This is a genomic window from Streptomyces sp. NPDC002156, from assembly GCF_053593675.1.
Map to the genome: position 1 here is coordinate 1 of NZ_JBSFDA010000086.1, position 23,408 is coordinate 23,408.

The 23,408-nt window shown below is 69.3% G+C and carries 22 protein-coding genes and 1 tRNA gene; 7 read left to right on the plus strand and 16 right to left on the minus strand.

The features are described from left to right. Window positions 1-180 precede the first annotated feature (180 nt). Window positions 181-1,374 (plus strand): TerD family protein, encoded by a 1,194-nt coding sequence (locus tag ACWCRB_RS29570; protein ID WP_450998984.1) that lies wholly within the window; start codon window positions 181-183, stop codon window positions 1,372-1,374. Between the two features lie 25 nt (window positions 1,375-1,399). On the opposite strand, the gene ACWCRB_RS29575 is transcribed toward ACWCRB_RS29570, so the two are convergent. Then, window positions 1,400-1,894, minus strand: a complete 495-nt coding sequence (locus ACWCRB_RS29575) for an FBP domain-containing protein (RefSeq protein ID WP_450998950.1) — start codon at window positions 1,892-1,894, stop codon at window positions 1,400-1,402. Window positions 1,895-1,979: 85 nt separating this feature from the next. Here ACWCRB_RS29575 and ACWCRB_RS29580 point away from each other — a divergent pair, with 85 nt between their 5' ends. Further along, entirely contained in the window at window positions 1,980-2,561 is a 582-nt protein-coding gene (locus ACWCRB_RS29580; protein ID WP_450998951.1) for a TetR/AcrR family transcriptional regulator, read from the plus strand. Between the two features lie 47 nt (window positions 2,562-2,608). Continuing rightward, window positions 2,609-3,802 (plus strand): GDSL-type esterase/lipase family protein, encoded by a 1,194-nt coding sequence (locus tag ACWCRB_RS29585; protein ID WP_450998952.1) that lies wholly within the window; start codon window positions 2,609-2,611, stop codon window positions 3,800-3,802. Here ACWCRB_RS29585 and ACWCRB_RS29590 read toward each other — a convergent pair. The 6 genes from ACWCRB_RS29590 to ACWCRB_RS29615 form a co-directional block, all read right to left on the minus strand. Beyond that, complete coding sequence (locus ACWCRB_RS29590) at window positions 3,799-4,815, minus strand: 1-aminocyclopropane-1-carboxylate deaminase (protein ID WP_450998953.1); 1,017 nt, start codon at window positions 4,813-4,815, stop codon at window positions 3,799-3,801. The genes ACWCRB_RS29585 and ACWCRB_RS29590 overlap by 4 nt on opposite strands. A gap of 15 nt (window positions 4,816-4,830) precedes the next feature. Next, window positions 4,831-5,505, minus strand: coding sequence for a GntR family transcriptional regulator (locus tag ACWCRB_RS29595; RefSeq protein WP_450998985.1), 675 nt, complete (start codon window positions 5,503-5,505; stop codon window positions 4,831-4,833). A gap of 104 nt (window positions 5,506-5,609) precedes the next feature. Next, entirely contained in the window at window positions 5,610-7,193 is a 1,584-nt protein-coding gene (locus tag ACWCRB_RS29600; RefSeq protein WP_450998954.1) for a TROVE domain-containing protein, read from the minus strand. A gap of 363 nt (window positions 7,194-7,556) precedes the next feature. Beyond that, window positions 7,557-7,638: transfer RNA gene (locus ACWCRB_RS29605), tRNA-Glu, on the minus strand. A gap of 36 nt (window positions 7,639-7,674) precedes the next feature. Beyond that, entirely contained in the window at window positions 7,675-9,114 is a 1,440-nt protein-coding gene (locus ACWCRB_RS29610; protein ID WP_450998955.1) for an alkaline phosphatase PhoX, read from the minus strand. A gap of 240 nt (window positions 9,115-9,354) precedes the next feature. Continuing rightward, complete coding sequence (locus ACWCRB_RS29615; protein WP_450998956.1) at window positions 9,355-10,818, minus strand: hypothetical protein; 1,464 nt, start codon at window positions 10,816-10,818, stop codon at window positions 9,355-9,357. Between the two features lie 452 nt (window positions 10,819-11,270). Between ACWCRB_RS29615 and ACWCRB_RS29620 the strand changes: the two genes are divergently transcribed. Then, window positions 11,271-13,100 carry an endonuclease/exonuclease/phosphatase family protein gene (locus ACWCRB_RS29620; protein ID WP_450998957.1) on the plus strand — a complete coding sequence of 610 codons (1,830 nt, stop codon included), beginning with the start codon at window positions 11,271-11,273 and terminating at the stop codon, window positions 13,098-13,100. Window positions 13,101-13,111: 11 nt separating this feature from the next. Here ACWCRB_RS29620 and ACWCRB_RS29625 read toward each other — a convergent pair whose 3' ends face one another. The 5 genes from ACWCRB_RS29625 to ACWCRB_RS29645 all read right to left on the minus strand — a co-directional run bounded on the left by ACWCRB_RS29625 (window position 13,112) and on the right by ACWCRB_RS29645 (window position 16,179). Next, window positions 13,112-13,846 carry an SRPBCC family protein gene (locus tag ACWCRB_RS29625; RefSeq protein WP_450998986.1) on the minus strand — a complete coding sequence of 245 codons (735 nt, stop codon included), beginning with the start codon at window positions 13,844-13,846 and terminating at the stop codon, window positions 13,112-13,114. Between the two features lie 26 nt (window positions 13,847-13,872). Continuing rightward, window positions 13,873-14,469: an ArsR/SmtB family transcription factor gene (locus ACWCRB_RS29630; RefSeq protein ID WP_450998958.1), complete on the minus strand. Its 597-nt coding sequence runs from the start codon at window positions 14,467-14,469 to the stop codon at window positions 13,873-13,875. Window positions 14,470-14,546: 77 nt separating this feature from the next. Further along, window positions 14,547-15,251, minus strand: coding sequence for an antibiotic biosynthesis monooxygenase (locus tag ACWCRB_RS29635; RefSeq protein ID WP_450998959.1), 705 nt, complete (start codon window positions 15,249-15,251; stop codon window positions 14,547-14,549). A 98-nt stretch (window positions 15,252-15,349) separates the two neighbouring features. Then, complete coding sequence (locus tag ACWCRB_RS29640; RefSeq protein WP_450998960.1) at window positions 15,350-16,051, minus strand: hypothetical protein; 702 nt, start codon at window positions 16,049-16,051, stop codon at window positions 15,350-15,352. Further along, window positions 16,048-16,179, minus strand: coding sequence for a hypothetical protein (locus tag ACWCRB_RS29645; RefSeq protein ID WP_369037296.1), 132 nt, complete (start codon window positions 16,177-16,179; stop codon window positions 16,048-16,050). Before ACWCRB_RS29645 ends, ACWCRB_RS29640 begins: the two co-directional genes overlap by 4 nt. A 160-nt stretch (window positions 16,180-16,339) precedes the next feature. Here ACWCRB_RS29645 and dapA point away from each other — a divergent pair, with 160 nt between their 5' ends. Then, window positions 16,340-17,254 carry a 4-hydroxy-tetrahydrodipicolinate synthase gene (dapA, locus tag ACWCRB_RS29650; protein WP_450998961.1) on the plus strand — a complete coding sequence of 305 codons (915 nt, stop codon included), beginning with the start codon at window positions 16,340-16,342 and terminating at the stop codon, window positions 17,252-17,254. A 74-nt stretch (window positions 17,255-17,328) separates the two neighbouring features. On the opposite strand, the gene ACWCRB_RS29655 is transcribed toward dapA, so the two are convergent. The 4 genes from ACWCRB_RS29655 to ACWCRB_RS29670 form a co-directional block, all read right to left on the minus strand. After that, window positions 17,329-17,553, minus strand: a complete 225-nt coding sequence (locus ACWCRB_RS29655) for a hypothetical protein (RefSeq protein ID WP_450998962.1) — start codon at window positions 17,551-17,553, stop codon at window positions 17,329-17,331. Between the two features lie 149 nt (window positions 17,554-17,702). Next, window positions 17,703-18,692: a 2,3,4,5-tetrahydropyridine-2,6-dicarboxylate N-succinyltransferase gene (dapD, locus tag ACWCRB_RS29660; protein ID WP_369037299.1), complete on the minus strand. Its 990-nt coding sequence runs from the start codon at window positions 18,690-18,692 to the stop codon at window positions 17,703-17,705. 319 nt (window positions 18,693-19,011) lie between these two features. Further along, window positions 19,012-19,551: a TetR/AcrR family transcriptional regulator gene (locus tag ACWCRB_RS29665; RefSeq protein ID WP_450998963.1), complete on the minus strand. Its 540-nt coding sequence runs from the start codon at window positions 19,549-19,551 to the stop codon at window positions 19,012-19,014. Next, the gene (locus ACWCRB_RS29670) at window positions 19,551-19,871 is read right to left on the minus strand and encodes a DMT family transporter (protein ID WP_450998964.1); all 321 of its coding nucleotides are present in this window, start codon (window positions 19,869-19,871) and stop codon (window positions 19,551-19,553) included. The genes ACWCRB_RS29665 and ACWCRB_RS29670 overlap by 1 nt, the downstream gene beginning before the upstream one ends. 224 nt (window positions 19,872-20,095) lie before the next feature. On the opposite strand from ACWCRB_RS29670, the gene ACWCRB_RS29675 reads away from it, so the two are divergent. Continuing rightward, window positions 20,096-20,968 (plus strand): AbfB domain-containing protein, encoded by an 873-nt coding sequence (locus tag ACWCRB_RS29675; RefSeq protein ID WP_450998965.1) that lies wholly within the window; start codon window positions 20,096-20,098, stop codon window positions 20,966-20,968. Between the two features lie 44 nt (window positions 20,969-21,012). Then, window positions 21,013-23,310 carry a tetratricopeptide repeat protein gene (locus tag ACWCRB_RS29680; protein ID WP_450998966.1) on the plus strand — a complete coding sequence of 766 codons (2,298 nt, stop codon included), beginning with the start codon at window positions 21,013-21,015 and terminating at the stop codon, window positions 23,308-23,310. Window positions 23,311-23,408: the final 98 nt, after the last annotated feature.

A 23,408-nucleotide genomic window follows, 5' to 3' on the forward strand; every position in this document is an offset into this window, starting at 1 on the left:
CGGCGTTTGAGGACGAGCGCGTTCAGCGCGACAAAGGGGGGTCTGGGGGCGCAGCCCCCAGGGATGGGACGGGTAGGGGCGGCGGGGGCGAAAACAACCACCAGGCACCCTCTTCCCCCAATCGGACGCCAAGTAAGGGAACGGTAAAACGGGCCCGGTCGTTCACTCGGCATGACAGCTATGACCCCCGGCTCGAACATCCCTCTCCCCACCACACGCGTGACGGTGGACGTCACCGCCCCCGTGCGGCTCGACGTATCGAGCCTGCTGCTCACCGCCGACGGCAAGGTGCGCTCCGACGACGACTTCATCTTCTACAACCAGCCGACCGGCCCGGGCGTGACGTACCGCTCCGGCGGCGGCACCACCCCCGACTCGATCACGGTCGACACCACGACCGTCCCCCCTGGCATCGAAAAGATCGTCGTCACGGCAAGCCCGGACGCCGCAGGCCAGACCTTCCAGGGCATCGAACCGACGGCCACGATCCGCAACGCGGCCGACAACGCCGTCCTGGCCACGTTCACACCCCCACAGCTCGGCTCCGAAACCGCACTGGTGATCGTCGAGATCTACCTCCGCAACGGCGCCTGGAAGGCCCGCGCGGTGGGCCAGGGCTACGCGAACGGCCTGGCCGGCATCGCCACGGACTTCGGCGTGAGCGTGGAGGAACCGGCCCCGGCCCCGACCCCCGCCCCGTCCGCGCAGCCGACCCCGGTCCAGCCCCCCACCCCGGTCCAGCCCCCGGCGCCTCCGGCACCCCCGGCCGCTCCCCCCACCCCCACCCTCGGCGCCGGCAAGATCAACCTCGACAAGGGCCGCGTAAGCCTCCAGAAGAACCAGACCGTCTCCCTGGTCAAGGGCGGCAAGCCCCTCCTCTCCCAGGTCAAGATGGGCCTCGGCTGGGAGCCGGCGTTCCGGGGCAAGGACATCGACCTCGACGCATCGGTCATCGCGTACGGCCCGCAGCGCAACCACATCGACAGCTGCTACTTCGGCAAGCTCTCCATCGTGAACGGCGCGATCAAGCACTCCGGCGACAACCTCACGGGCGAGGGCGGGGGCGACGACGAGGTCATCGTGGTCGACCTGGGCCGCCTCCCCCAGGAGGTCACCGGCCTGGTCTTCACGGTCAACTCCTTCTCCGGCCAGAAGTTCACGGAGGTGGCGAAGGCGTACTGCCGTCTCCTGGACGCGGCGACGGGCGAGGAACTGGTCCGCTTCGACCTGACCAGCGCCGAAGCGCAGACGGGGGTCATGATGGCCAAAATGATCAAGCAGTTCTCGGGCGAGTGGGAGATGACGGCGATCGGCGACTTCGTGAAGTCCCGCACGGTCAGGGGCATGGTGAAGCCGGCAGCTCAGGCACTCTGAGCACCAACAGAAGCGGGCCGTGGGGTCAAGCGGTCACCTTGGCGATGAACGCGGCAAGGCTCCCCACGGTCCGCCGGATCTTCTCCTCCAGAGTGATCGTCTCGTGGAGCCGCGCCCCGGCGCCCGCGTCCTTCCTGCCGCGCACATACAGCGAGCAGCACAGGTCGCCGCATATGTAGGCCCCCACCGAGTTGCCCTGCTTCCCTGCCTTCCCCGCCCTCGGCGCGACCATCAGCGACACGCCCCCGGTGTGTGAGGTCAGGCAGATCGAGCACATGCTGCGCCGTGTCTGGCCGAAGGCGGGCGCCGAACTGCGCAGGACAAGACCGGACGGACGGCCGCCTTCCAGCTCCGCGACCAGGTAGGCACGGTCAGGGGCCTGCGGATCCCGCCACCCCAGGAAGTCCAGGTCCTCCCAGGGCCGGTCGGCCAGATCACGCGGCACGGACAGGCGCCGCGCCTCACCCTTCGTGCAGTTCACGAACGCGGCACGGATCTCTTGCTCAGTCAGCGGCTCCATAACGGCAGGCTAATTTGCCTAAACACTTTAGGCAAATGCATAATCAGCTTAGCCAAACAGGCCCCACGGACGAACGGGAGAGGCCATGGCTGCACGCGCAGGACTGACCACGGAACGCGTGACCAGAGCCGGAGCGGACCTCGCCGACGAGGTCGGCTTCGACCAGGTGACCGCCTCGGAACTCGCCCGGCGCTTCGACGTCAAGGTCGCGAGCCTGTACTCGCACGTGAAGAACACCCACGACCTCAGGACCAGGATCGCCCTCCTCGCCCTGGAGGAACTCGCCGACCGGGCCGCCGACGCCGTGGCCGGACGGGCGGGCAAGGACGCCTTGACCGCCTTCGCGAACGCCTACCGCGACTACGCCCGGGAACACCCCGGCCGCGCCGCAGCCGCCCGGATGAGACTCGACCCCGAGACGGCGGCGGCCAGTGCGGGCGTCCGGCACGCCCAGATGACCCGGGCGATCCTGCGCGGATACGACCTGACGGAGCCCGACCAGACCCACGCGGTCCGCCTCCTGGGCAGCGTCTTCCACGGTTACGTCAGCCTGGAACTGGCGGGCGGCTTCAGCCACAGCGCCCCCGACTCGCAGGAGACCTGGACCCGGACCATGGACGCCCTCGACGCCCTGCTGCGCAACTGGCCGTCTCCTTCCCCCCGTTGACCCACAGGCCGCCCCTTCCCCCATCGACCCGCAGGCTGAGGACGCACATGCACACCGACCCCGAGTGGACCACCACCCCCATCACCGCGGACCTCATACGCGGCGCCCTGGACCTGGAGCACACCTCCCACGGCGTGCTCCCCCACCGCCTGCCCGCCCGGGCCCGCGCCCAGAACACGGACCCCCAACTCACCATGGCGGAGACCCAGCCCTCCGGCGTACGGCTGGTCTTCCGCACCCGGGCGACCTCCGTCGAACTGGACACACTGCCCACCAAGCGCACCTACGTGGGCGCCCCACCCCGCCCGGACGGCGTGTACGACCTGCTCGTCGACGGCCGCCAGACCGGTCGCGGCAGCGTCACCGGCGGCAACACCGTGACCGTCGACATGGCTGCGGGGACCGCCGAAAACCGCCCCGGCACACCCGGAACCCTCCGCTTCACGGGCCTGCCGGACACCATGAAGAACATCGAGATCTGGCTGCCCCACAACGAGACCACCGAACTCGTAGCCCTCCGCACCAACGCCCCGACCGAGCCCATACCCACACCGCACGACGGCCGCAAAGTCTGGCTGCACCACGGCAGTTCGATCAGCCACGGCTCGGACGCCGCGAGCCCCACGACCACCTGGCCCGCCCTCGCCGCCTCCCTCGGCGGCGTGGAACTGATCAACCTGGGTCTGGCCGGCAGCGCCCTGCTCGACCCGTTCACCGCCCGCGCGATGCGCGACACCGCCGCCGACCTGATCAGCGTCAAGATCGGCATCAACCTGGTCAACACCGATCTGATGCGGCTGCGCGCCTTCACCCCGGCCGTCCACGGCTTCCTCGACACCATCCGCGAGGGCCACCCCACGACACCGCTACTGGTGATCTCGCCCCTCTACTGCCCCATGCACGAGGACACCCCCGGCCCCACGGCCCTGGACTTCACCACGCTCAGCACCGGCCGACTCCGCTTCCAGCCCATGGGCGACCCGGCCGAGGTCACCGCCGGAAAACTGACGCTCAACGTCATCCGGGAGGAGCTGGCACGCATCGTGAAGGAGCGGTCGGCAGAGGACCCGAACCTCCACCACCTCGACGGTCGCGCCCTCTACGGCGAGTCCGACTCCGCCGAACTCCCGCTCCCCGACCAGCTCCACCCGGACGCGGCGACCCATCGCCGCATCGGCGAACGCTTCGCCGAACTCGCCCTCACCGCACCGGAACCGCGCTCCTGGAACGCGAAGGACTAGAACAGGGCGCTGTACGCGTTCAAGGCGGGCTGCCCACCCAAGTGCGCGTACAGCACTGTGGACTCCTGCCCGATCTCCCCGCGCGCCACGAGATCGACCATCCCCGCCATCGACTTCCCCTCGTACACGGGATCGGTGACCATCCCCTCCGTACGGGCGGCGAGCCGCATCGCGTCCAGGGTCGTGTCGTCGGGGATGCCGTACACACCCGCGTGGTAGCGCTCGTCCAGCTCGACGTCGTCCTGCGTCAACTCACGCTTGAGGCCGATGAGTTGACCGGTGTTGTGGGCGATCCGCGCAATCTGCTCCTTGGTCCGGGCGGGCGCCGCCGACGCGTCGATGCCGAGCACGCGCCGCGCCCGGCCGCCCGCCTCCTCCAGCGCCGCGAACCCGGCGACCATGCCGGCCTGGGTGGACCCGGTCACGGAGCACACCACGACCGTGTCGAAGAAGACGCCCAACTCCCGCTCCTGCTCAGCGACTTCGTACGCCCAACCGGCGAAGCCGAGCCCACCCAGCGGATGGTCGGAGGCACCGGCCGGAATCGCGTACGGCTTGCCGCCGCCCTCCTCCACCTCCCGCAGGGCCAGCTCCCAGCTCTCCTTGAACCCGATCCCGAACCCGGCACGCACCAACCGCACATCGGCCCCGGCGAGCCGGCTGATCAGGATGTTGCCGACCTTGTCGTAGACGGAGTCGGGCCACTCCACCCAACTCTCCTGAACCAGAACACACTTGAGCCCGGCCCGCGCTGCACAGGCCGCGACCTGACGGGTGTGGTTGGACTGCACCCCGCCGATCGAGACGAGCGTGTCGCACCCCTTGGCGAGCGCGTCGGCGACGAGGTACTCCAGCTTGCGGGTCTTGTTGCCGCCGTACGCCACACCGGAGTTGCAGTCCTCCCGCTTGGCCCAGAGGGCGGCACCGCCAAGATGCGCGGTGAGCCGCTCCAGCGGATGCACGGGCGAGGGCCCGAAGAGGAGTGGGTAACGCTCGTACGAGGAAAGGGACATGGGGTTCTCCAGGTATCAGTGAGCCTCTTGGCCGGCATCGCCGGCTTCGTCGGCGAGCTCCTCCAGGCCCCGCCAGATCTCCGCGGTGACCCGGACCGCACTGTCCGCGTCACCCGCCGCGCAGGCCTCGATCAGCTGCTCGTGCAGCCCGGCCGAACGGCAGTTGCCGCCCTCCCCGAAGCGCCGCCGTTCCAGGCGGCGGATGAGGGGGGTGTAGCGGGCGACGGTGGCAGCGGCGGCGCGGTTGCCGCTGACGCGCACGAGGACGTCGTGCAACTCGTCGTCGGCGTGCAGGGCGGCGTCCACATCACCGGTGCGCACGGCGGCGGCGAACCGAGCGTTGGCCGCGCGCATGACGTCAATGTCCGTGCCCCGCAACCGGGGTACGGCCACCCGAACCGCCAACTCGTGCATGGCCCCGACCACGGCGGCGGCGTCCCGCACCTCGGCGGCCACGACGGGAGTCACCCGCGTATAACTCTGCGGCTTGCTCTCCAACAGCCCCTCGTCGACCAGCCGCGAGAACGCCTCCCGCACGGGCGCCCGGGACAGCCCGAGCCGCTCCGCCAGCTCGGCATCGCGCACCACCGCGCCGGGCTCGATCTCCCCGGCGACGATGGCGTCCCGAATCGCTGAGTACGCCCGATCCCTGAGCAGGGTCCGGGGCACAGGTCGTATCGCCGGTCGCATCGCATCCACAACTAAAATGTTAGATGTCAGTCACGGCGATGCACAAGGGTGTGACCCGCACCGAAGTACGGGTCACACCCAAGTCAGCTCACTTCAAGCGCGCCTCAGCCGACCCACGGCCAGTCCGCGCTCCGCGCACTCTCCAGCAGCGGCACCATCCGGAACGCCGCGTCCGAGAGCCCCCCGAAGGTGTGCCGGTTGGCCGCCCCCGACGGGCCGTGGCCCGCCTTGTACCCGGCGAGGTTCCAGGTGTACACCGGCACGTCAGCCGGTACCTGCGCGGTCGGATCACCGTGCCGGCTGTACGCGTACTGCTCGTCGGTGACGATCAGTACCCGGTCGTGCTTCTTGTAGTGGCGCCGGACCGCCTCAGTCGTGTCGGTGCCGCCCAGGTCGCCGAAGCGGTCCAGGATCTTCAGCACCGACTCGCCCTTGCGGTACTTCACGGCCTTGCTCGACGTACCGAACTCGACGAGATCCGCGTCCGCCGCCCGCAGTGCGAGCGCCGAGCCGAAGACCGCCGCCGCGTCGGCCCGGGTGAGTTCCGAGCGCTCGGACAGCCGGGAGAAGAACATCGAGCCCGAGCGGTCGACGAGGACCAGCGTCCGCCCGCCCAGCGCCGGCACATTGGCCAGCGAGTGCCCGAGCGCCTGCTCCAGCGGGTACGCCCAGCGCAGCGAGGGCGCGTGCCGGTACGCGGCGAGGTAGCGGAAGGGGAACTGCCGCGAGCGCGCAACCTCGGCCGGGTCGCTGATCTTGGCGGCGACCCGCGCCGCGACCTCGTCGCTCACCCCCGCCTCGTCGAAGTTCCGCAGGTTCCGGACAAGCGCCATCGCCCCCATGGACGGAATGACCGCCTCCCAGGCCGCCCTGTCCATCGGCCCCTGCAGCCAGCCGGCCAGCGCCTCCCAGGTCATACCCGCGTCCGCCAGCCGCTCGGCGCCGCCCGACCCGGTCACGACCTTGCGCCGCTTGGCGGGCCGCAGCGCCATCAGGTCACGGTGTGCGGTGAGCACGGGCAGCGACTTGGGCACGACGGCCGTCTCCGGGTTGTGGCGCCGGTCGAGGGCGTACTGGAACAGGTCCCCCTGCCACGGCTTGTCCGCGTCCGGCGCCGCGTGCACGAGGTTGAGGATGTCGCCGAAGCGGTAGCCCTTGGACGCCGTGTCGTACTTCAGCAGCGACTTGCCGCTGTAGAGCCGACGTACGGCGTCGGCGACGCCCCGCTTCACCGGCTTGGGGATGTTCCGGCCGTACCGCGAGGTCCAGTAGGCGAGCAGCTCGCCGGGCTCGTCCGGGCGACGCAGTACGGAGTCGATGACCTGCCGGTTCGTCGGACCGTCGGTGACGTTCGCGTCGAGGCGTGCCTTCACGTACTCGGCGGCGCCCACGATGGCGGCCGTACGGAGGTTGCCCTCGCCGCGCAGCCAGCCGAGCAGGCCGGCCGTCCACGCCGGGTCGGTGACGGCGAGCCGGCGTACGAGCGCGGCGAACCGGTCGTCGCGGTCCTCGCCGCTCTCGTAGAAGGTCTTCTGCGCGACGAAGTTGGCGAGCGACAGCAGGAACAGTTCCGAGCGCTCGTCCCGCTCACGGCCGCGGCCGCCCTCGAACGTACGGAGCACACGCCCCGTCGAGGTGACCCGCGAAGCGGGCTGCGCCTTGGTGGCCTTGGTGTTGAATCGCGCCATGATGAATTCCCCCCCATTCGCCGGCACTTCGTGCGTGGAACGGTTGTTTTTGGAGGGAGGCGCAGCAATAGGAGGGTGACCGAGGTCGAAATCGGCGACGGTTGCTTATAACTGGCGCGTCTTCCATTCCGCCACACCGACCCTGGGCCGATGACGGGATTCGAACCCGCATGAGGAGTCAACCCCACCAGTTCCCGAAGTATCCGCTGCCTGCGCACCGGGCACCCACCATTTGCTGCGCCTCCCCGAGATCGAATCGCGCACCGGGAGGTGCATGAAGCAATTGACGTACTGGGTGTCCAGAGATCGAAGCCGGCGGAACCGACGTAGGTGCTCTGTCCTCTGAGCTACACCGGCGCGTTGTACCGATGGCGGGATTCGAACCCGCGGCCGCCCCATTGAGAGTGGAAGTAGGTCCTGCCTTCGCACCTGGACGTTCATCACTCTAGGAGGCGTACCGCGGGCCGAGCGACCGATTTATTTATCCGCGCTTCTGCCGCTTCCACGGCCCCGTGATGGCCAGCATGATTCCCGGCGTCTGGATGTTGGCGTACAAGGTCTTGCCGTCGGGTGAGAAGGTGACGCCGGTGAACTCGCTGTATTCAGGCTCTTCTTCAGTACCGGCGTTGAGTTCGTTGCGGGCGATCGGGTACGTCCGTCCGCTGTCCGTCGCGCCGAACAGGTGCTGGATGCCCTCGCCGTCCTCGGCGATGATCAGGCCGCCGTACGGGGAGACGGTGATGTTGTCGGGGCCGTCGAAGGCGCCGTCGACCGACGGGTCGGGGTTCACGCCCAGCAGGACCTTCAGGGTCAGCGTGCGGCGCTTGGGGTCGTAGAACCAGACCTGGCCGTCGTGCTGGACGGGGCTCTCGGCGCGGGCGTACGAGGAGACGATGTAGGTGCCGCCGTCGCCCCACCACATGCCTTCGAGCTTGCGGGCCCGGGTGATCTCCCCGGTGCCGAACTGCTTGCGCACGTCGACGGTCTTCCCGTCGCGGTCGGGTACGTCGACCCAGTCGACGCCGTACACCGTGCCGATCTTCGTGGCGCGGGAGAGGTCGTCGACGAACTTGCCCGCGGAGTCGAAGCACTTGGGGGCCTGGAGGGTGCCCGCGGTGTCGGAGAGGGTGCGGAAGGTGCCGTGGCCGTAGTGGAAGTGCTGCGGCGCGGTCCAGCGGTAGAGCAGGCCGTTGGGCGAGGCGGCGTCCTCGGTGAGGTAGGCGTGGCCGCGCTTGGGGTCGATGACGACGGCCTCATGGTCGTAACGCCCGAAGAACTTCAGGGGCTTGGGGTTCTTGTTGGCGCGCTTGTCGCAGGGGTCGACCTCGAAGACGTACCCGTGGTCCTTGGTCATGCCGTTGACGCCGGCGCGGTCGGAGTTCTCCTCGCAGGTGAGCCAGGTGCCCCAAGGGGTGCTGCCACCAGCGCAGTTGGTGGACGTACCGGCGATGCCCACCCACTCGGCGACCTGACCGCCGGGACGCACCTCGACGACCGTGCAGCCACCGGACGCGGCCGGGTCGTAGACCAGGCCCTCGGTGAGCGGCACCGGGTACTTCCAGTTGGCGCGCGGGCCCTTCAGCTCGTGGTTGTTGACGAGAAGGGTGGTACCGCGCGGCCCGGCGAAGGCGGCGGTGCCGTCGTGGTTGGACGGGGTGATCTCGCCGGACTCCAGCTTGGTCTTCCCGCTGTACGTGATCACGCGGTACGAGAATCCGGCGGGAAGCGCCAGCAGCCCCTTGGGGTCGGGCAGGAGCGGCCCGTAGCCGACGCCCCCACCGTGCCGGTCCTCGGTGGCAGCCGTCTCCGTGGACGCGAGGGCGTTGGGCGCGGTGGCGAGGGCGCCGACACTGCCGGCCAGCGCGACCCCGGCCGAGGTGATCGCGGAGTTCCTGGCGAAGTCCCTGCGGGTGAGCGACATGGTGATGTCTCCTGTGACGGTGGGCGTGCCGTGCGGCAAACGGGACGTGGAGGGCGGCGCACTCGTTCGGCGCAACCGTCCCGCCCACGCTTGAACGCGAGTTGAACGGCGAGCGACATCACGGACCAAGGTTCAGCATGGCGCCCCAAAGGGGCGCGGGGAACTGCGCGACAAGCCACGACGCACCCGCAGCCGGGGTCGATCCGCAGCACCCCCCACAGACTCCGCACCGCACCACTACTACCCCCCTTGCTGCGACCGCGCCTTGAACGCCGCCTTCCGCGCCTCCTTAGCCACCCGCTTGTCCGGATGCAACCGCCCCATCGCCTCCAGCACATCCGCCGTAGCCGGATGCCCCACCCGCCACGCCGCCTCGAAGAACCCCCCGTGCTGCTGGGCCAACCCCTCCACCAGCCCCCGCAGCTCCGCCGAGTTCCCCTCGGCAGCCAGCTGCGCGGCCACCGTGTCGATGGTCAGCCAGAACACCATCGCCTCGGACGGCGCCGGCACATCCGGCACCCCGTGCTCACTGAGCCAGACCCGCGCCAGCCCACCCAGCTCCGCATCGTCGAGAACCTCCCGCAGCGCGGGCTCCGCCTCGGCACCGACAAGAGACAGCGCCTGCTGGCAGAGCAGCCGCCGCAGCGGCCCACCGGCGTCCCCACCCCGCGCCGCCGCAAGCAACTCCCGCGCCGCGGCAAGGGGTTCACGACGCGTCAGCCACTGCTCGGTCTCGGCCTGCGCCGCCGTCGCCGGGAAGTCCGCCGTACCGTCGAGCAACGCGTCCGCCCCCTTGTCCGCGAGGTCCCCGACGGCGGGCGCCACGAAGCCGGACTCCAGCAGCCGGGCCCGTACGCCGTACAGACCGAGCGGGGTCAGCCGGACCATGCCGTAGCGGGAGACGTCGGTGTCGTCGCCCGCGAGCGCGCCCTCGGCGGGTTCGTCGGTGTCCGCCATGAGCGCCTCGTCGACGGGCCGGTAGGCGACGAGCCCGATGGGTTCGAGCAGCCTGAACTGGTCGTCGAGGCGCATCATCGTGTCCGAGACCTGCTCCAGGACGTCATTGGTGGGCTCGCTCATGTCGCTCGGTACGACCATGGACGCGGCCAGCGCCGGCAGCGGCACCGGACTGTCGGCGGGCCCGCCCTCACTGACGGTCAGCAGGTACAGGTTGGCGAGCACCCCGTCGAGGAGGTCGGCCTCCGCCTCGGGGTCCCAGTCCAGCTGGGAGAAGTCGACCTCGGCGCCCTCGTCCATGGCGCCGACGAGATCGTCGAGGTCGGGCACGCTCGCGTCGGCGAGGACGGTCTCCAGCGCCGCGAGCCAGACCGCGAGCACGTCGTGCGGTGCCCCGGAGGTGAGCAGCGCCAGGTCCTCGCCCACCGTGACGGTGCCCTCGTCCTCGTCGACGACCTCGACGAGCCCGGTGTCCACGGCGACCCGCCACGCCTCACTGGCATGCGCGAGCGCGTCCTCGACCGCTAGGCCCTCCCCCGCAGCCCCGTCGGCGATCAGCCCGAGCGTCTCCGCCGCCGCCGGCAGCTGCTCGTCGACGAGTTCGCCACCGGCCCCGACCCGGGTGCCCGGCCCGGCCCAGCGGGCGAGCCGGACGGCGCGGGAGACCAGCGGGGCGGCGAGCGCGTCCCGCGCCAGCTCCGCTTCGGAGTGCAGTCGCACCGGCGGCAGGGGGGAGCTGTCTGACATCGGCTGTTTTCTCCTCAGGCGCCCGAAAGGCCGTACGGCGGCACCCGGTACGCATCCACTACACATCCGATACGTGATCCGAAGTCCGACGACGGCGTCTGACGACCGTACGACGTTGTGTTGAAGGCCGTACGACTCAGCCGCTCAGCCTAGACGGATTTGGCACCATGCCGCCCGGTTCATGAACCTGCCAAAGGCGGTAGATGGCTGAAACCTTGACAACTGGCGTGACCAGGCAGGAGATTGACGCGCGTAGAAGTTCAGGCCGGGCGTTCACCGTCGATCGCCCGGCGCCGAGCCCTCGGCGCGGAGCCTTTCGCACCGAGTGTTCACCGGATGTCTACGCGCGTCGCCAGCCGCCCAGCAGCTCGCGTTCCCCCCACGGCACCACCCTTGACAGCTTCTTCACCACCTTCGTCCCGGCACCCACGTTTGTCCCCGGAGGGATCCCGTTGCCGAGCAAGTCTTCCGCGCGTCTCGGCGCGCTCACTGTCGCCGCCGTCTGTTCCACGGTCGTCACCCTGGTGGTGATCCCGTCGTCCGCGCAGGCCGACACCGTGCGTATTCATGACATCCAGGGCACCACGCGCCTCTCCCCGCTCGCGGGCCAGAAGGTCACGGACGTGGCGGGAATCGTCACCGGCGTCCGTACCTACGGTTCGTCGCGCGGCTTCTGGATCCAGGACACGGCCCCGGACGCCGACCCGGCCACCAGCGAGGGCGTCTTCGTCTTCACCAGCTCCAAGCCGACCGTCGCCGTCGGCGACTCGGTCACCGTCACCGGCACCGTCGCGGAGTACGTGCCGGGCGGCAACTCGTCCGGCAACCAGTCGCTGACCGAGATAACCAAGCCGACGGTCACCGTCGTCTCCAGCGGCAACGCGGTCCCGGCCCCGACGGTCGTCGACGCCAAGTCCGTACCGGCCGTCTACACCCCGGCCGGCGACACCGCCGCGAGCGGCTCGGTGAACGCGCTGACGCTGGAGCCCACGAAGTACGCCCTGGACTACTACGAGTCCCTCGAGGGCATGGACGTCCAGGTCAAGGACGCTCGTGTGGTCACCGCCACCGACCCGTACACCGAGCTGTGGGTCACGGTGAAGCCGCGCGAGAACGCCAACCGCCGTGGCGGCACGGTGTACGGCTCCTACACCTCGCAGAACACCGGCCGGATCCAGATCCAGTCCCTGGGCGCGGTGGCCGACTTCCCGACCGCGAACGTCGGCGACAGCCTCACCGGTACGACCACCGGCCCGCTGGACTACAACCAGTTCGGCGGCTACACCCTCGTCGCGAACGAGATCGGCACCCTGAAGCAGGGCGGCCTGGAGCGCGAGACGACCCGCAAGCAGTCGCGGAGCGAGCTGGCGGTGGCGACGTACAACGTCGAGAACCTCGACCCGTCCGACGCCACGTTCGAGGAGCACGCCGCCGCGATCGTGAACAACCTGCAGTCGCCCGACATCCTGTCCCTGGAGGAGATCCAGGACAACAACGGCGCGACGAAGGACGGTACGGTCGCCGCCGACCAGACGGTCCAGAAGCTGATCGACGCGATCGTCGCGGCGGGCGGCCCGACGTACGACTGGCGCTCCATCGACCCGGTCGACCTCGCGGACGGCGGCGAGCCCGGCGGCAACATCCGCCAGGTGTTCCTGTTCAACCCGGCGCGGGTCTCCTTCATCGACCGCCCGGGCGGCGACGCCACGACCGCCGTCGGTGTCACCAAGGATCACGGCAAGGCGGCCCTGACGGTCTCCCCCGGCCGCATCGACCCGGCCAACGCGGCCTGGACGAACAGCCGCAAGCCGCTCGCGGGCGAGTTCGTCTTCCGCGGCAAGACCGTCATCCTGATCGCCAACCACTTCTCCTCGAAGGGCGGCGACCAGGGCCTCACCTCGCAGTACCAGCCGCCGTCGCGCAGCTCGGAGACCCAGCGTCACCTCCAGGCGACCGCGGTGAACACGTTCGTCAAGGACATCCTGAAGGTCCAGAAGAACGCGCACGTGATCACGCTCGGCGACATCAACGACTTCGAGTTCTCCGACACCACCGAGCTGCTGGAGGACGGCGGCGCGCTGTGGTCGGCGATCAAGTCGCTGCCGAAGAGCGAGCGTTACACCTACGACTACCAGGGCAACAGCCAGGTCCTGGACCAGATCCTGGTCAGCCCGTCGATCAGTCGCGGCTGCGACTTCGACTACGACTCCGTGCACATCAACTCGGAGTTCAACGACCAGATCAGCGACCACGACCCGCAGGTGCTCCGCTTCAAGCCGTAACTCCCAGTGGTTCAGGCCTGGTTGAACACACCGTTCAGCCAGGCCTGCCACTCGGCCTCGCACTCCTTGATGTCGCTGTCCGGCGTGAAGTCGTGCAGCGAGATGCCGACGGGGTAACCCCAGTGGTTGCGCCCGAAGATACGGGTGAGCCCCCGGTCCGTCCGCAGCCCGATGAAGTACGGGTCCCGGAAGTCGACCACGGCCTCGAACACGTCGGGCCCCTGGACGGTCACCCGCTCACCGGCGGCCACGCCCTCCCCGAGACCGAGCGCCCGCCCCACAACGGCCAGCGCGTCGGGCGCCTTCGAGCCCTCGGGCCCGTCGAAGGTGGCGAAGGCGGCAGGCCGCGGCGCGAAGTGGACGAGGTACTCGCGCAGGGTGTGCAGATAGAAGTCGGTGTGCTTGGCGGCACCGTCGTACTGGTTGTCCCAGTCGTCGACGAAGATCCCGCTGTGCACGTACCGCACCCAGGCCCGCCGGCCCTCGTCGCGCGGCTCGACGGTGTAGTCGAGCTGGTTGGCGGTCTGTTCGGCGATGCCCTCGACGTCCTCGACGCGGTTGGTGTAGCGGTGCGGAGGCTCCCAGGCGGTGACCGTCGACCCGAAGGGCCCCTTGCCGCCGACCCGTGGCTCCGGCGGCTCCATCGGCCACAGATACCCGCCGGTCCCGGTGGTGATCGCCTCCCACACCTGCTCCGGGCTGGCGTCGACCTCGAACTCCCGGACGATCTCGAACTCTTTGGACACTTTCTCGGACATGACGAACTCCTGACTCATTCCAACTCGGTCTGCTTGAGCGTGGGATGGACGGCCACGACGATCCGGTGGTCACGGCCGCCCTCGGCCTCCGGGGAGTCGTACTTGCGCACCAGCGCGGCGACTCCCGCCGTCAACTCCTCGACGAACGCGGCCCGTTCACCCGCCGAGGCGAAGCGCACCTCGCCGTCCAGCGCGTACGTGGCGAGCCCCTTGCGGGCCTTCGTCGCGCCGGTGATCAGCGCCCCGACGTCCCTCACCAGCCGCGCCCCGACCGCCAGCAGCCAGCGCGCGGAGAGCTGGTCCCGGAAACGGTCGGGATCGGGCTGTACGGCGGCGAGGGCGAGCGGCGAGATGACGTACGACGCGGCGGTCGCCCGCATCAGCCGCTCGGTGACATTGCCCTTGCGGCGCTCCCCGGCCAGCTCGACCAGTCCGTGCCGCTCCAGCGCCTTGAGGTGGTAGTTCACCTTCTGCCGGGGCAGCCCGACCTTGCCGGCCAGCATGGCGGCCGACGCGGGCCCGGCGGCCAGCTCGGCGAGCAGCCGGCCCCGTATGGGGTCCAGCGAGACGGCGGCGGCGGCCGGGTCCTCGATCACGGTGACGTCCAACATGGCTCCACCGTCTCACCGAACACTTTTTTTGTCCAGGGGAGAAAAGTCTTCGGTGAGAGACGGGTGCGAGGCCCGGATCACTCAGGGACGAGGCCGAGGGCGTACGAGTACCGACTGCCCGTGAAGGACTTCACCGCGGGGTACGTCCGTACGCGCTCCCACTTCGGCTCCGCCGAGCCGAGGCCCGCTCCCGACGAGGCGATGGCCTCGTCGTAGGACTCCGCGCTCTCCCACTCGGCGTAGTTCAGGACGTGGGTCCCGTCCTGGCTGAGGTGGAAGTGCGCGGAGATCAGCCCGCGGTCGCTCTCCGGCGGGTCGGCGAGGGCGTCGAGCACCAGGTCGACAAACTCGCGCCGGCGTTCGGCGGTTTCCTCCACGAAGTCGATCCGGCCGACCAGGACGAGCCCGGGCACGCGCGTGTCACCGACGGCCCGCTCCCGGCTCCGGTACCGCCGGTACCGATCGAGGGCGACCCGCTCGATCCCCGGCACAGCGATGTCGATCTCGTCGACGCGCTCCTGCCGCTGCGTCTTGACGAAGGCCTCGTAGTCCTGCTCGCGGGCCCACTGGGAGTGATGGAGAAGGGTGGTCCCGTCATGCCCGGCGTAGACGAAGTAGCCGAGCCCTCCCTCGGCGGGCCAGGCCCGGCGCTCCCAGGTCGCGGCGATGGCCTCGACGGTCTCCCGCTGCCGCTCGGGCGTACCGACCCGCCAGGTGCTGAAGAAGGGCGCCAGGGCGTCCGGGCGGGTGAGATCGGGGTGCGTGTGGGTACGACGGGCCATGACGGCCTCCGTGTGATCGGCAACGTGTGTACGCCGACCAGCCTCCGACCTCGACCAGGATTGAGGTCAAGCCCTACCAGAGGCCGCGACCAACTCCCCTATCCCTTGGGCCCGTTGCCGGACCCCCCTTCCTCCAGCCCCGCCAACCGACTCTGGAACCAGTCGAGCCGGGCCTGCAACAGCGCGGCCTCGGCGACGAGTTCGGGCACCCCGAGCCCCTCGGCGGAGCCCAGTTGACCGCCGGCGCCTGCCACCCCACGACCACCGCCCCCCGCCACGACCCGCAGTCCGTCCCCGGCCAGCCGGGCGAACCCGGCGAGCGACACGGACGTACGCCCTCGCACGCAGCCCGCGCACACGGCGGCCAGGCCGAGCCAACCCGGCCTGCCCCAGCCGGCGTCGGCGAACGCGACGGCGGCCGCACCGCAGACACAGGGCCCGACGGTCGCGACGCGCACCCGCTGACGGGCGTACCGGAAGCCGAGTTCGAAGCGGATGTAGGCACCGAGGACGGTGACGTCGAGCAGGACGGCCGCCCGGTGCTCGCCGGTGCACAGCAGCCCTTCGGCCGTTGCCCGGTCGTGCACACAGTGGAACCCGCAGTCGCAGCGGCGATTCGGCGCACGGTGCCGCAGCCCGTAGACGCAGGACGCGTCGGCGAGGACTCCGTACGGCAGCGCGCCGCCCAGCGACACCCCGGTGAACCCGGCCCGGGTGCCGTCCTGGGACAGCACCGGGTGGGCGATCTTGTATCCGGTCGGCGGCTCCGCCGGACGTTCCTCGGGGAGCCGCAGCCTCATCGGGCGACCGGAGCCTCTTCGACGGAGGCTGCCAACTCCTGCACTTCGTCAGGCAGTTGGAGTTCTTCGTCCTGGACGGGAACCTGCTCCTCCGCGACACCGGTGGCGAGTGCCTTGCCGAGCTTCATGACGCCTCCCATGACTGCTGTTCGGTGGCCGTTCCGGCCATGGTGACTCATGGGAGCCCGATTTGGCACTAGTGCCTCCACCTTCGCCGTAGCACTGCTTACCAATACAAGGCAAAAAAATTAAGTAGAGCTTCACCAACAACCCGTCGAGACTACTCGCATGAAGACACCACCGACACCGACATCAACACGGACACCGACGCCCTTCGGCCGTGCCCTGTGCGCGATGGTCACCCCTTTCACCGCCGAGGGCGCCCTGGACCTCGACGGCGCCCAGCGGCTCGCCGACCGGCTGGTGGCCGGGGGCTGCGACGGCCTGGTGCTCTCCGGCACGACGGGCGAGTCCCCGACCACGACGGACGCGGAGAAGTCGGCGCTGGTACGGGCGGTGCGGGAGGCGGTCGGTGCGCGGGCGTCGATCGTGGCGGGAGTGGGAACAGCCGACACCCGCCACTCCGTCGAACTGGCCCGGGCGGCCGAAAAGGCGGGCGCGGACGGCCTGTTGGCGGTGGCGCCCTACTACAGCCGACCCCCGCAGGACGCGATCGAGGCCCACTTCCGAGAACTGGCGGACGCCACCGCCCTCCCCCTCACGCTGTACGACATCCCGGGCCGCACCGGCGTACGCATCGAGCCGGAGACGATGATCCGCCTGGCCGAACACCCGAGGATCGTCGCGGTGAAGGACTGCGCGTACGACCTGATGGACACTCAGAAGGTGCTGACCCGGACCGACTTGGCGTACTACACGGGCTGCGACGAGTACGTACTGGCGCTGTACGCGCTGGGCGGCGCCGGATACATCAGCACGGTGGCGAATGCGGCCCCCCGCCACTTCCGGTCGATCATCGACAGGTTCGACGCGGCAGAGACGGCCGAGGCGGCCCGCCTACAGCAACGAGCCCTCCCCCTCACCGAGTTGATGATGGCGAAGGACCTGCCGGGAGCGGTGACGACGAAGGCACTGCTGGGCCGGCTGGGCCTGCCCTCGGGCCCGGTAAGGCCACCACTGCGCCCGGCGGACGAGCGGACGAAGGACGAACTACTGGCGGCGTACGAGGAGTTGACCGCGTAAAGCCCGGTGACGGGGGGAGGGGCGAGGTCCGAACCGGACCTCGCCCCTCCCCCCCAAAAAAAGCCACGGCTCAATCAATCCCAGCGATACCCGTCACCCAACAGGAGGAAGTGCTCCAGCACGTCCTCCATCGGGTCGTCGATCTGACCGACGTTGACGAGCCCGATCTTGGGACCGTTGTGCGAGTTCGTGTTGTACTCGTCCGCGCACGCCGTCCCTGCGGAGAGCCCGCAGACCACGGCCGCGGTGGCCGCCCCCGTCAGCCAGCGCGCGGTGATCCTGGCCCGCTCGTTCGTCATGAGCTCCGCCCCTCGTCCTGCTTCGACATTCGGCATCTGATCGTCGGACACTGTGTCCACCCGTTCATCTGCCTGAAGCCGGACGAGGTCACGCGGAGTAACCCGTACGTGATCTTGGGGGGTTGCCGTACGAACCCGTACGGGGTACGTCAGTTGTGGCTGTGGAGAACCTCGTTCAGACCGCCCCAGACCGCGTTGTTCGGGCGGGCCTCGACCTTGCCGGTGACGGAGTTGCGGCGGAACAGGATGTTGGAGGCGCCGGAGAGTTCGCGGGCCTTGACGATCTGGCCGTCGGGCATGGTGACGAGGGTGCCGGCGGTGACGTACAGCCCGGCCTCGACCACGCACTCGTCGCCGAGCGCGATCCCCACGCCGGCCTCGGCGCCGACCAGGCAGCGCTCGCCGATCGTGATACGGACCTGGCCGCCGCCGGACAGCGTGCCCATCGTCGAGGCACCGCCGCCGATGTCGGAACCGTCGCCGACCACGACACCGGCCGAGATACGGCCCTCGACCATCGACGTACCGAGGGTGCCCGCGTTGAAGTTGACGAAGCCCTCGTGCATGACGGTCGTGCCCTCGGCGAGGTGCGCGCCGAGGCGCACCCGGTCGGCGTCGGCGATACGGACGCCCTTGGGGGCCACGTAGTCGGTCATCCGGGGGAACTTGTCGACGGACGTCACCTGGAGGTGCAGGCCCTCGGCGCGGGCGTTGAGCCGCACCTTCTCGATGTCGTCCACGGCGACCGGGCCGAGCGAGGTCCAGGCGACGTTGGCGAGGTGGGCGAAGATGCCGTCCAGGCTCTGCCCGTGCGGCTGTACGAGCCGGTGCGAGAGCAGGTGGAGGCGGAGGTAGACGTCGTGCGTGTCGAGCGGCTTGTCGTCGAGGGAGGCGATGACCGTACGAACCGCGACCACTTCGACACCCCGGCGAGCGTCAGGGCCGACCGCTTTGGCCGCACCCTCGCCGAGCGCCTCGACGGCCCGCTCGACGGACAGCCGCTCGGTACCGGCGGGACCGGGCTCGGCGGACAGCACGGGGGCGGGGAACCAGGTGTCGAGAACAGTCCCGTCAGCGGCGACGGTGGCAAGCCCGGCGGCCACGGCGCCGGTGGTACGAGAAGCAGTCGTATCGGTCATAGACAAAACCTAACTTGAGGGGCCCCACCCGAGCGAACCAGCACGGACCAGATCTCAAGGACCGGTCACACCATCCAGCCCGGCTGACACCGTCCAGCCCGCCTGGCACCCCCAGCCCGTCCGGCGTTTGAGGACGAGCGCGTTCAGCGCGACCGTCCCACCCACCCACCTCCGCCTTGCCCACCCGCCCCAGGCACCCCCAGCCCGTCCGGCGATTGAGGACGAGGCCGTTCAGGCCGACACGCGGGGGTCTGGGGGCGCAGCCCTCAGGAACGGGATGGGACGGGTAGGGGCGGCGGGGGCGAGAAAACACCCCACCTCACCCCCGCAACACCCGCCCGAACACCTCCCGAGCAAACTCCTCCTCATACTCCCGCCCCGTAAGCAACACCTGCAGACACATCCCGTCCATCACCGCCACCAACGCCCGCGCGGTCACCGCATCCGTCCGCCCCACCAACAACTCCCCCACCCCCTCCACCCACTCAGCCGCAACAGGCCGCAACGCCGGCCGCCGAACCGCCGCCAGATACAACTCGCACTCCAGCTCCACCCCCGCCCGATCCCCACCCAGCCACTCCCCCAACAACCCGGCAAGCTCCCCTGCCAGATCCCCCGTCCCGTCCCGCAGCCCACCCCTCGCGGCGACCACCTTCGCGAACCCCTCGTTCGCCTGCCGAAGCGCGGCGACGAGCAGCTCGTCCAGCGTGCTGAAGTGATACGTCGTCGACCCCAGCGGCACATCCGCCTCGGCCGCGACCGACCGATGACTGAGCCCCGCAATCCCCTTCTTCCCCACCACCCGAATCGCCGCGTCGATGATCCGCTGCCGCCGCTCGGGGTCGTACCGCCGCCCCATCAGTGCGCACCGCCCATGTTCAGCACGACGACCCCGCCGATGATGAGCACGATCCCGGCGACCTTCGCCACGCCCATCCCCTCCCCCAGGAACACCGCGCCGATCGTCGCGACGGCAGCGGTCCCTATCCCGGACCAGATCGCGTAAGCCGTCCCCACCGACACGGTCTTCAGCGTCTGCGCGAGCAGCACGAACGCGACGGCGTACCCCAGACCGGTCAGCACGGACGGCCACAGCCGGCTGAAGCCGTCGCTGTACTTCATGGCGGTCGTGGCGCCCACCTCGGCGGCGATGGCTCCGACCAGCAGCAGATATCCCATGTGTACGAGTGTACGCATCGATATGTACGCCCGTACACAGCACCGCCCAAACCCACCCTCAACCGCCCCACCCCACCCGCACCGACCACCAACTCCCCCACCCCCCGGTCTCATTGAGGAAACAACCCTTCTCACAGCAATGGACAGTCCCCTAGCCTCGCGTCCATTACTGTTTCAACTACTCGTTCACACGTTCGCCACAGGCGACGCCGGAGGAACAGCGCATGACAGAAGAAAAGCCCCGGCTCATCCCAACTCAACCGTGGGAGAACGGCTGGGCCCCGGACACCTCACGTGTGCCCGGGACGCGGCGGCTCTGGATGGCGGGCACCCTGGCCCTGTCGGTCGTGGCCGCCTGTGTGACCGCGATCATCGTCACGGAGCGGCAGTCCGTGGAGCCGACGCCCGTGGCGAAGGCCCCGCTGCCGTCGCCGGGCTCCACGTACCCCGGTCTCCTCACCTACGCCTCCCCGTCGGCGACCGGAGCCGCACCGCCGAGCGGGAAGAGCGGCCTGTCGTCGGCCCAGCCGACCACGCCGGCCGCCACGGCCCCCGCGCCCGCCGCCCCCGCCCCGAACGCCGAGGGCTCCGCGTCCGCTCCGGCCTCGGCGGCCCCCGAGAAGCCGGCCGCCTCCCCCTCCCCCAGCAAGTCCTCGGCCGCTCCCGTGCAGCCGGCCTCCCTCTGGAGATCCGTCCAGTCGGCCAACTACCCCAGCCGCTACTGGCACGTGGACGACGGCCTCGTGAAGCTCGACTCGGTCCGCGGCTCGGAATCCCGCAGGGACTCCACCTTCAAGGTGGTCAAGGGCCTGGCGAACGCCGACTGCTACTCCTTCGCCACGGCCTCCGGCTCATACCTGCGCCACCGCAACTTCGTCCTGCGCGCCGAGCGCAACGACGGCTCGTCCCTCTTCAAGAAGGACGCCACGTTCTGCGCCCGCGGCTCGTCCGTCTCCGGCGCGGCGATGCTGGAGTCGGTCAACTACCAGGGCTACTTCCTCCGGCACAAGAACTTCCAGATCCGCCTCGACCGCTTCGAGTACTCCAGCGGGTACGCGGCGGACTCGGCGTTCAAGGTGGTCGCCGCCCTGTCCTGAGCCATGCCCCCCGCACTGTCAGTGTCGTCCGGCACCATCGCACCATGACCCGATCAGCAGATGGAACGGCTGCCCGAGTGGAATTCGCCCACGCGGTTCGGACAGTCATGGCCGAGGCAGTGCGGGAGGGTGGCACGAAGCCCACTCTGAAGAGAATCGCCCATGCCTCGCAGGGAAAAAGCCGTCCGAGTGTGAGCACATCGGCGATCAGCGCGTGGAAGAACGGGGAGCGGCTCCCGTCATCCTGGTCGGTTCTGGAGTCATTTCTCGTAGCACTGGAGCAGGCAGCATCACTGCCACGAGGAAAATTCGATCGGCGCTTCTGGGAGCGGCTGTACACACTTGCCCAGAGCGACCCCGTTGTCGCTCCGTCGCGAGTCGCGGTGTTTCCGGTGCGGGACGCCGACCCGCTCGAACTAAAGGTGCACCGAGCGCGCACGCTGGGAGACGGCACTGCTGTCCCCGCCTACATCCCCCGCGACATCGATCCCGCGGTACGCAAAACGTTGTCCCGGATCAGGAACGACGGAGGTGTCGTTCTCCTTGTCGGGGCCTCCACATCGGGCAAGACCCGCTGCGCCTATGAGGCGATGACCAAGGTGTTGCCGGACCACATGCTCGTTGTGCCACCGCACGTCACGGATCTGCCGGACGCCATCACCGAAGCCGTCCGATCGGGCCGGTCCGGAAGCCCATGCGTCCTCTGGCTCAACGACATGGAGCAATACCTCGGCCCGCAGGGCCTGACACTCGGCGACATACGGGCCCTGCGCGTGGCTCGGACCGTAGTACTCGGCACCATGCGTTCCCGTATCCGCGAAGACCTGCCTTCCCACGAGTTGGTGCGGCTGGCTGAGGAGTTCGAGGTGGAGCGGCTGTGGTCGCCGCAGGAGCTCGGACGCGCCCGGGAGCGGTTGCGGTCCCACCGTGATGAGCGGCTGCGCCTGGCTCTCGACCAGGCCGAAGACTTCGGCATCGCGGAGACACTGGCCACTGGACCTCAGCTGTGGCGGGAGCTGCGCGGCGCCTCAGTCGTCAACGGCAATCCTCGCGGCGCCGCTCTGGTGTGGACCGCGATCGACCTGGCCCTGGCAGGCCTCACCGAACCGCAGCCGGCCGACCTGCTCAGAGATCTGCACGAGCGGTACATACCGGGCCGCAACAAGCAGCTGATCGCCCCCGAACCCTTTGACGCCGCACTCTCCTGGGCTACAAGTCCGCGGGACGCGGTGACTCGCTTGTTGATCCCCGAGGGTGATGGGCTGAGGCCGTTCGACTACCTGCTCGATGCACATCTGCGAGATCAAGGGCCGTCATCGGACCTGATCCCCGAGGAGATCTGGGAGGTCGCCCTCGATCGTGGATCCCAGAAGCACCAGCGGTTCAGCATCGCCCTGGCCGCCCATGCCAACGACCGCATGGACATAGGTCGGCGCGCCCTCCAGCCGTTGGCGGACGCGGAGGACGTGGACACCCTCCGCACACTGGGTCTGCTCTACGAACGGAGTGACACTGGAGAAGCGGTCCAGTGGCTTCAGCGCGCCATTGATGCAGGCGACATCCTGTCCCTCCGGCTCATGGGCAACCTGCACTTCCGGAAGCAGGACAGGGAGACTGCGACGGCGTGGTACAGGCGAGCGGCAAAAGCCGGCGACGAGGTGTCGCAGTCGTACTACAACTACCCGGGCGTGGACCGACGCCCGACTCCGGATGAACTGACCCCGCCAGCGGCACCACCCAAGGCGGATGACGAAGACGACTGGGACGACGATCGGGAGTACGGTCCGTCGGCTCGCACCTTGCGTGTCCTGGAGGCCGCCCTCGACATCTTGTCCGACATGGCGAGCATGGCTCGCAGGGAGATCGGTGACCGCCCCGTCGACCTCGGTGACGGCTACGCGTTCGTTTTCAGCGAATTGCCGGTGCTGACGTGGCGGCAGGACGCCCAGTGGCGTCGTCAAATGGTGCGCTGCTTCGATGACTTGGCCGAGGACATCAGGGCGGGAAAATGGCCGCAGCCCACCTGCACGGGCGAGGAGATGGCAGTACACCTGGCCATCGAGCAGGCATCAAGCATGGTGGTGGACTCCCCTGAGCTGGTCGCCTCGTTCGTGGAAGGGCTACCGCCGCACCACGACGACTGGGACTGGGGACTGTGCCTCGATGTACTGCTCGAGGACACGGACGTGCTCTTCCTCTACGAGCCCTGGTCTCAAGGCATCGAGGACTCCGACGATCACGTCAACCAGTTCATGGGCATCGCCAACCTCGAAGCCGAGGATTGGTTCAAGCCCTTCTACGGGGACAGCCCACGTGACCCGGAGCGAGGGTTCCGGGACTGAATGGTCTTCCCGCCGGGAAAACCCGCCCACATGGCCTGACCTGGGAGATCGTTCTTCAGCGATATGTGCTCGGTAGCGGTAGGCATGGGCGGCCGGGT

What these genes read in the sequence shown, in the direction of transcription:
- ACWCRB_RS29595 (WP_450998985.1), bottom strand. Translation starts at nt 5,505, where the DNA reads ATGCGACCGGCGATACGACCTGTGCCCCGGACCCTGCTCAGGGATCGG.
- dapA (WP_450998961.1), top strand. Translation starts at nt 16,340, where the DNA reads ATGAAGACACCACCGACACCGACATCAACACGGACACCGACGCCCTTC.
- ACWCRB_RS29655 (WP_450998962.1), bottom strand. Translation starts at nt 17,553, where the DNA reads ATGACGAACGAGCGGGCCAGGATCACCGCGCGCTGGCTGACGGGGGCG.
- ACWCRB_RS29665 (WP_450998963.1), bottom strand. Translation starts at nt 19,551, where the DNA reads ATGGGGCGGCGGTACGACCCCGAGCGGCGGCAGCGGATCATCGACGCG.
- ACWCRB_RS29580 (WP_450998951.1), top strand. Translation starts at nt 1,980, where the DNA reads ATGGCTGCACGCGCAGGACTGACCACGGAACGCGTGACCAGAGCCGGA.
- ACWCRB_RS29600 (WP_450998954.1), bottom strand. Translation starts at nt 7,193, where the DNA reads ATGGCGCGATTCAACACCAAGGCCACCAAGGCGCAGCCCGCTTCGCGG.
- ACWCRB_RS29585 (WP_450998952.1), top strand. Translation starts at nt 2,609, where the DNA reads ATGCACACCGACCCCGAGTGGACCACCACCCCCATCACCGCGGACCTC.
- ACWCRB_RS29675 (WP_450998965.1), top strand. Translation starts at nt 20,096, where the DNA reads ATGACAGAAGAAAAGCCCCGGCTCATCCCAACTCAACCGTGGGAGAAC.
- ACWCRB_RS29670 (WP_450998964.1), bottom strand. Translation starts at nt 19,871, where the DNA reads ATGGGATATCTGCTGCTGGTCGGAGCCATCGCCGCCGAGGTGGGCGCC.
- ACWCRB_RS29680 (WP_450998966.1), top strand. Translation starts at nt 21,013, where the DNA reads ATGACCCGATCAGCAGATGGAACGGCTGCCCGAGTGGAATTCGCCCAC.
- ACWCRB_RS29575 (WP_450998950.1), bottom strand. Translation starts at nt 1,894, where the DNA reads ATGGAGCCGCTGACTGAGCAAGAGATCCGTGCCGCGTTCGTGAACTGC.
- ACWCRB_RS29570 (WP_450998984.1), top strand. Translation starts at nt 181, where the DNA reads ATGACCCCCGGCTCGAACATCCCTCTCCCCACCACACGCGTGACGGTG.
- ACWCRB_RS29610 (WP_450998955.1), bottom strand. Translation starts at nt 9,114, where the DNA reads ATGTCGCTCACCCGCAGGGACTTCGCCAGGAACTCCGCGATCACCTCG.
- ACWCRB_RS29590 (WP_450998953.1), bottom strand. Translation starts at nt 4,815, where the DNA reads ATGTCCCTTTCCTCGTACGAGCGTTACCCACTCCTCTTCGGGCCCTCG.
- ACWCRB_RS29615 (WP_450998956.1), bottom strand. Translation starts at nt 10,818, where the DNA reads ATGTCAGACAGCTCCCCCCTGCCGCCGGTGCGACTGCACTCCGAAGCG.
- ACWCRB_RS29640 (WP_450998960.1), bottom strand. Translation starts at nt 16,051, where the DNA reads ATGAGGCTGCGGCTCCCCGAGGAACGTCCGGCGGAGCCGCCGACCGGA.
- ACWCRB_RS29630 (WP_450998958.1), bottom strand. Translation starts at nt 14,469, where the DNA reads ATGTTGGACGTCACCGTGATCGAGGACCCGGCCGCCGCCGCCGTCTCG.
- ACWCRB_RS29635 (WP_450998959.1), bottom strand. Translation starts at nt 15,251, where the DNA reads ATGGCCCGTCGTACCCACACGCACCCCGATCTCACCCGCCCGGACGCC.
- dapD (WP_369037299.1), bottom strand. Translation starts at nt 18,692, where the DNA reads ATGACCGATACGACTGCTTCTCGTACCACCGGCGCCGTGGCCGCCGGG.
- ACWCRB_RS29645 (WP_369037296.1), bottom strand. Translation starts at nt 16,179, where the DNA reads ATGAAGCTCGGCAAGGCACTCGCCACCGGTGTCGCGGAGGAGCAGGTT.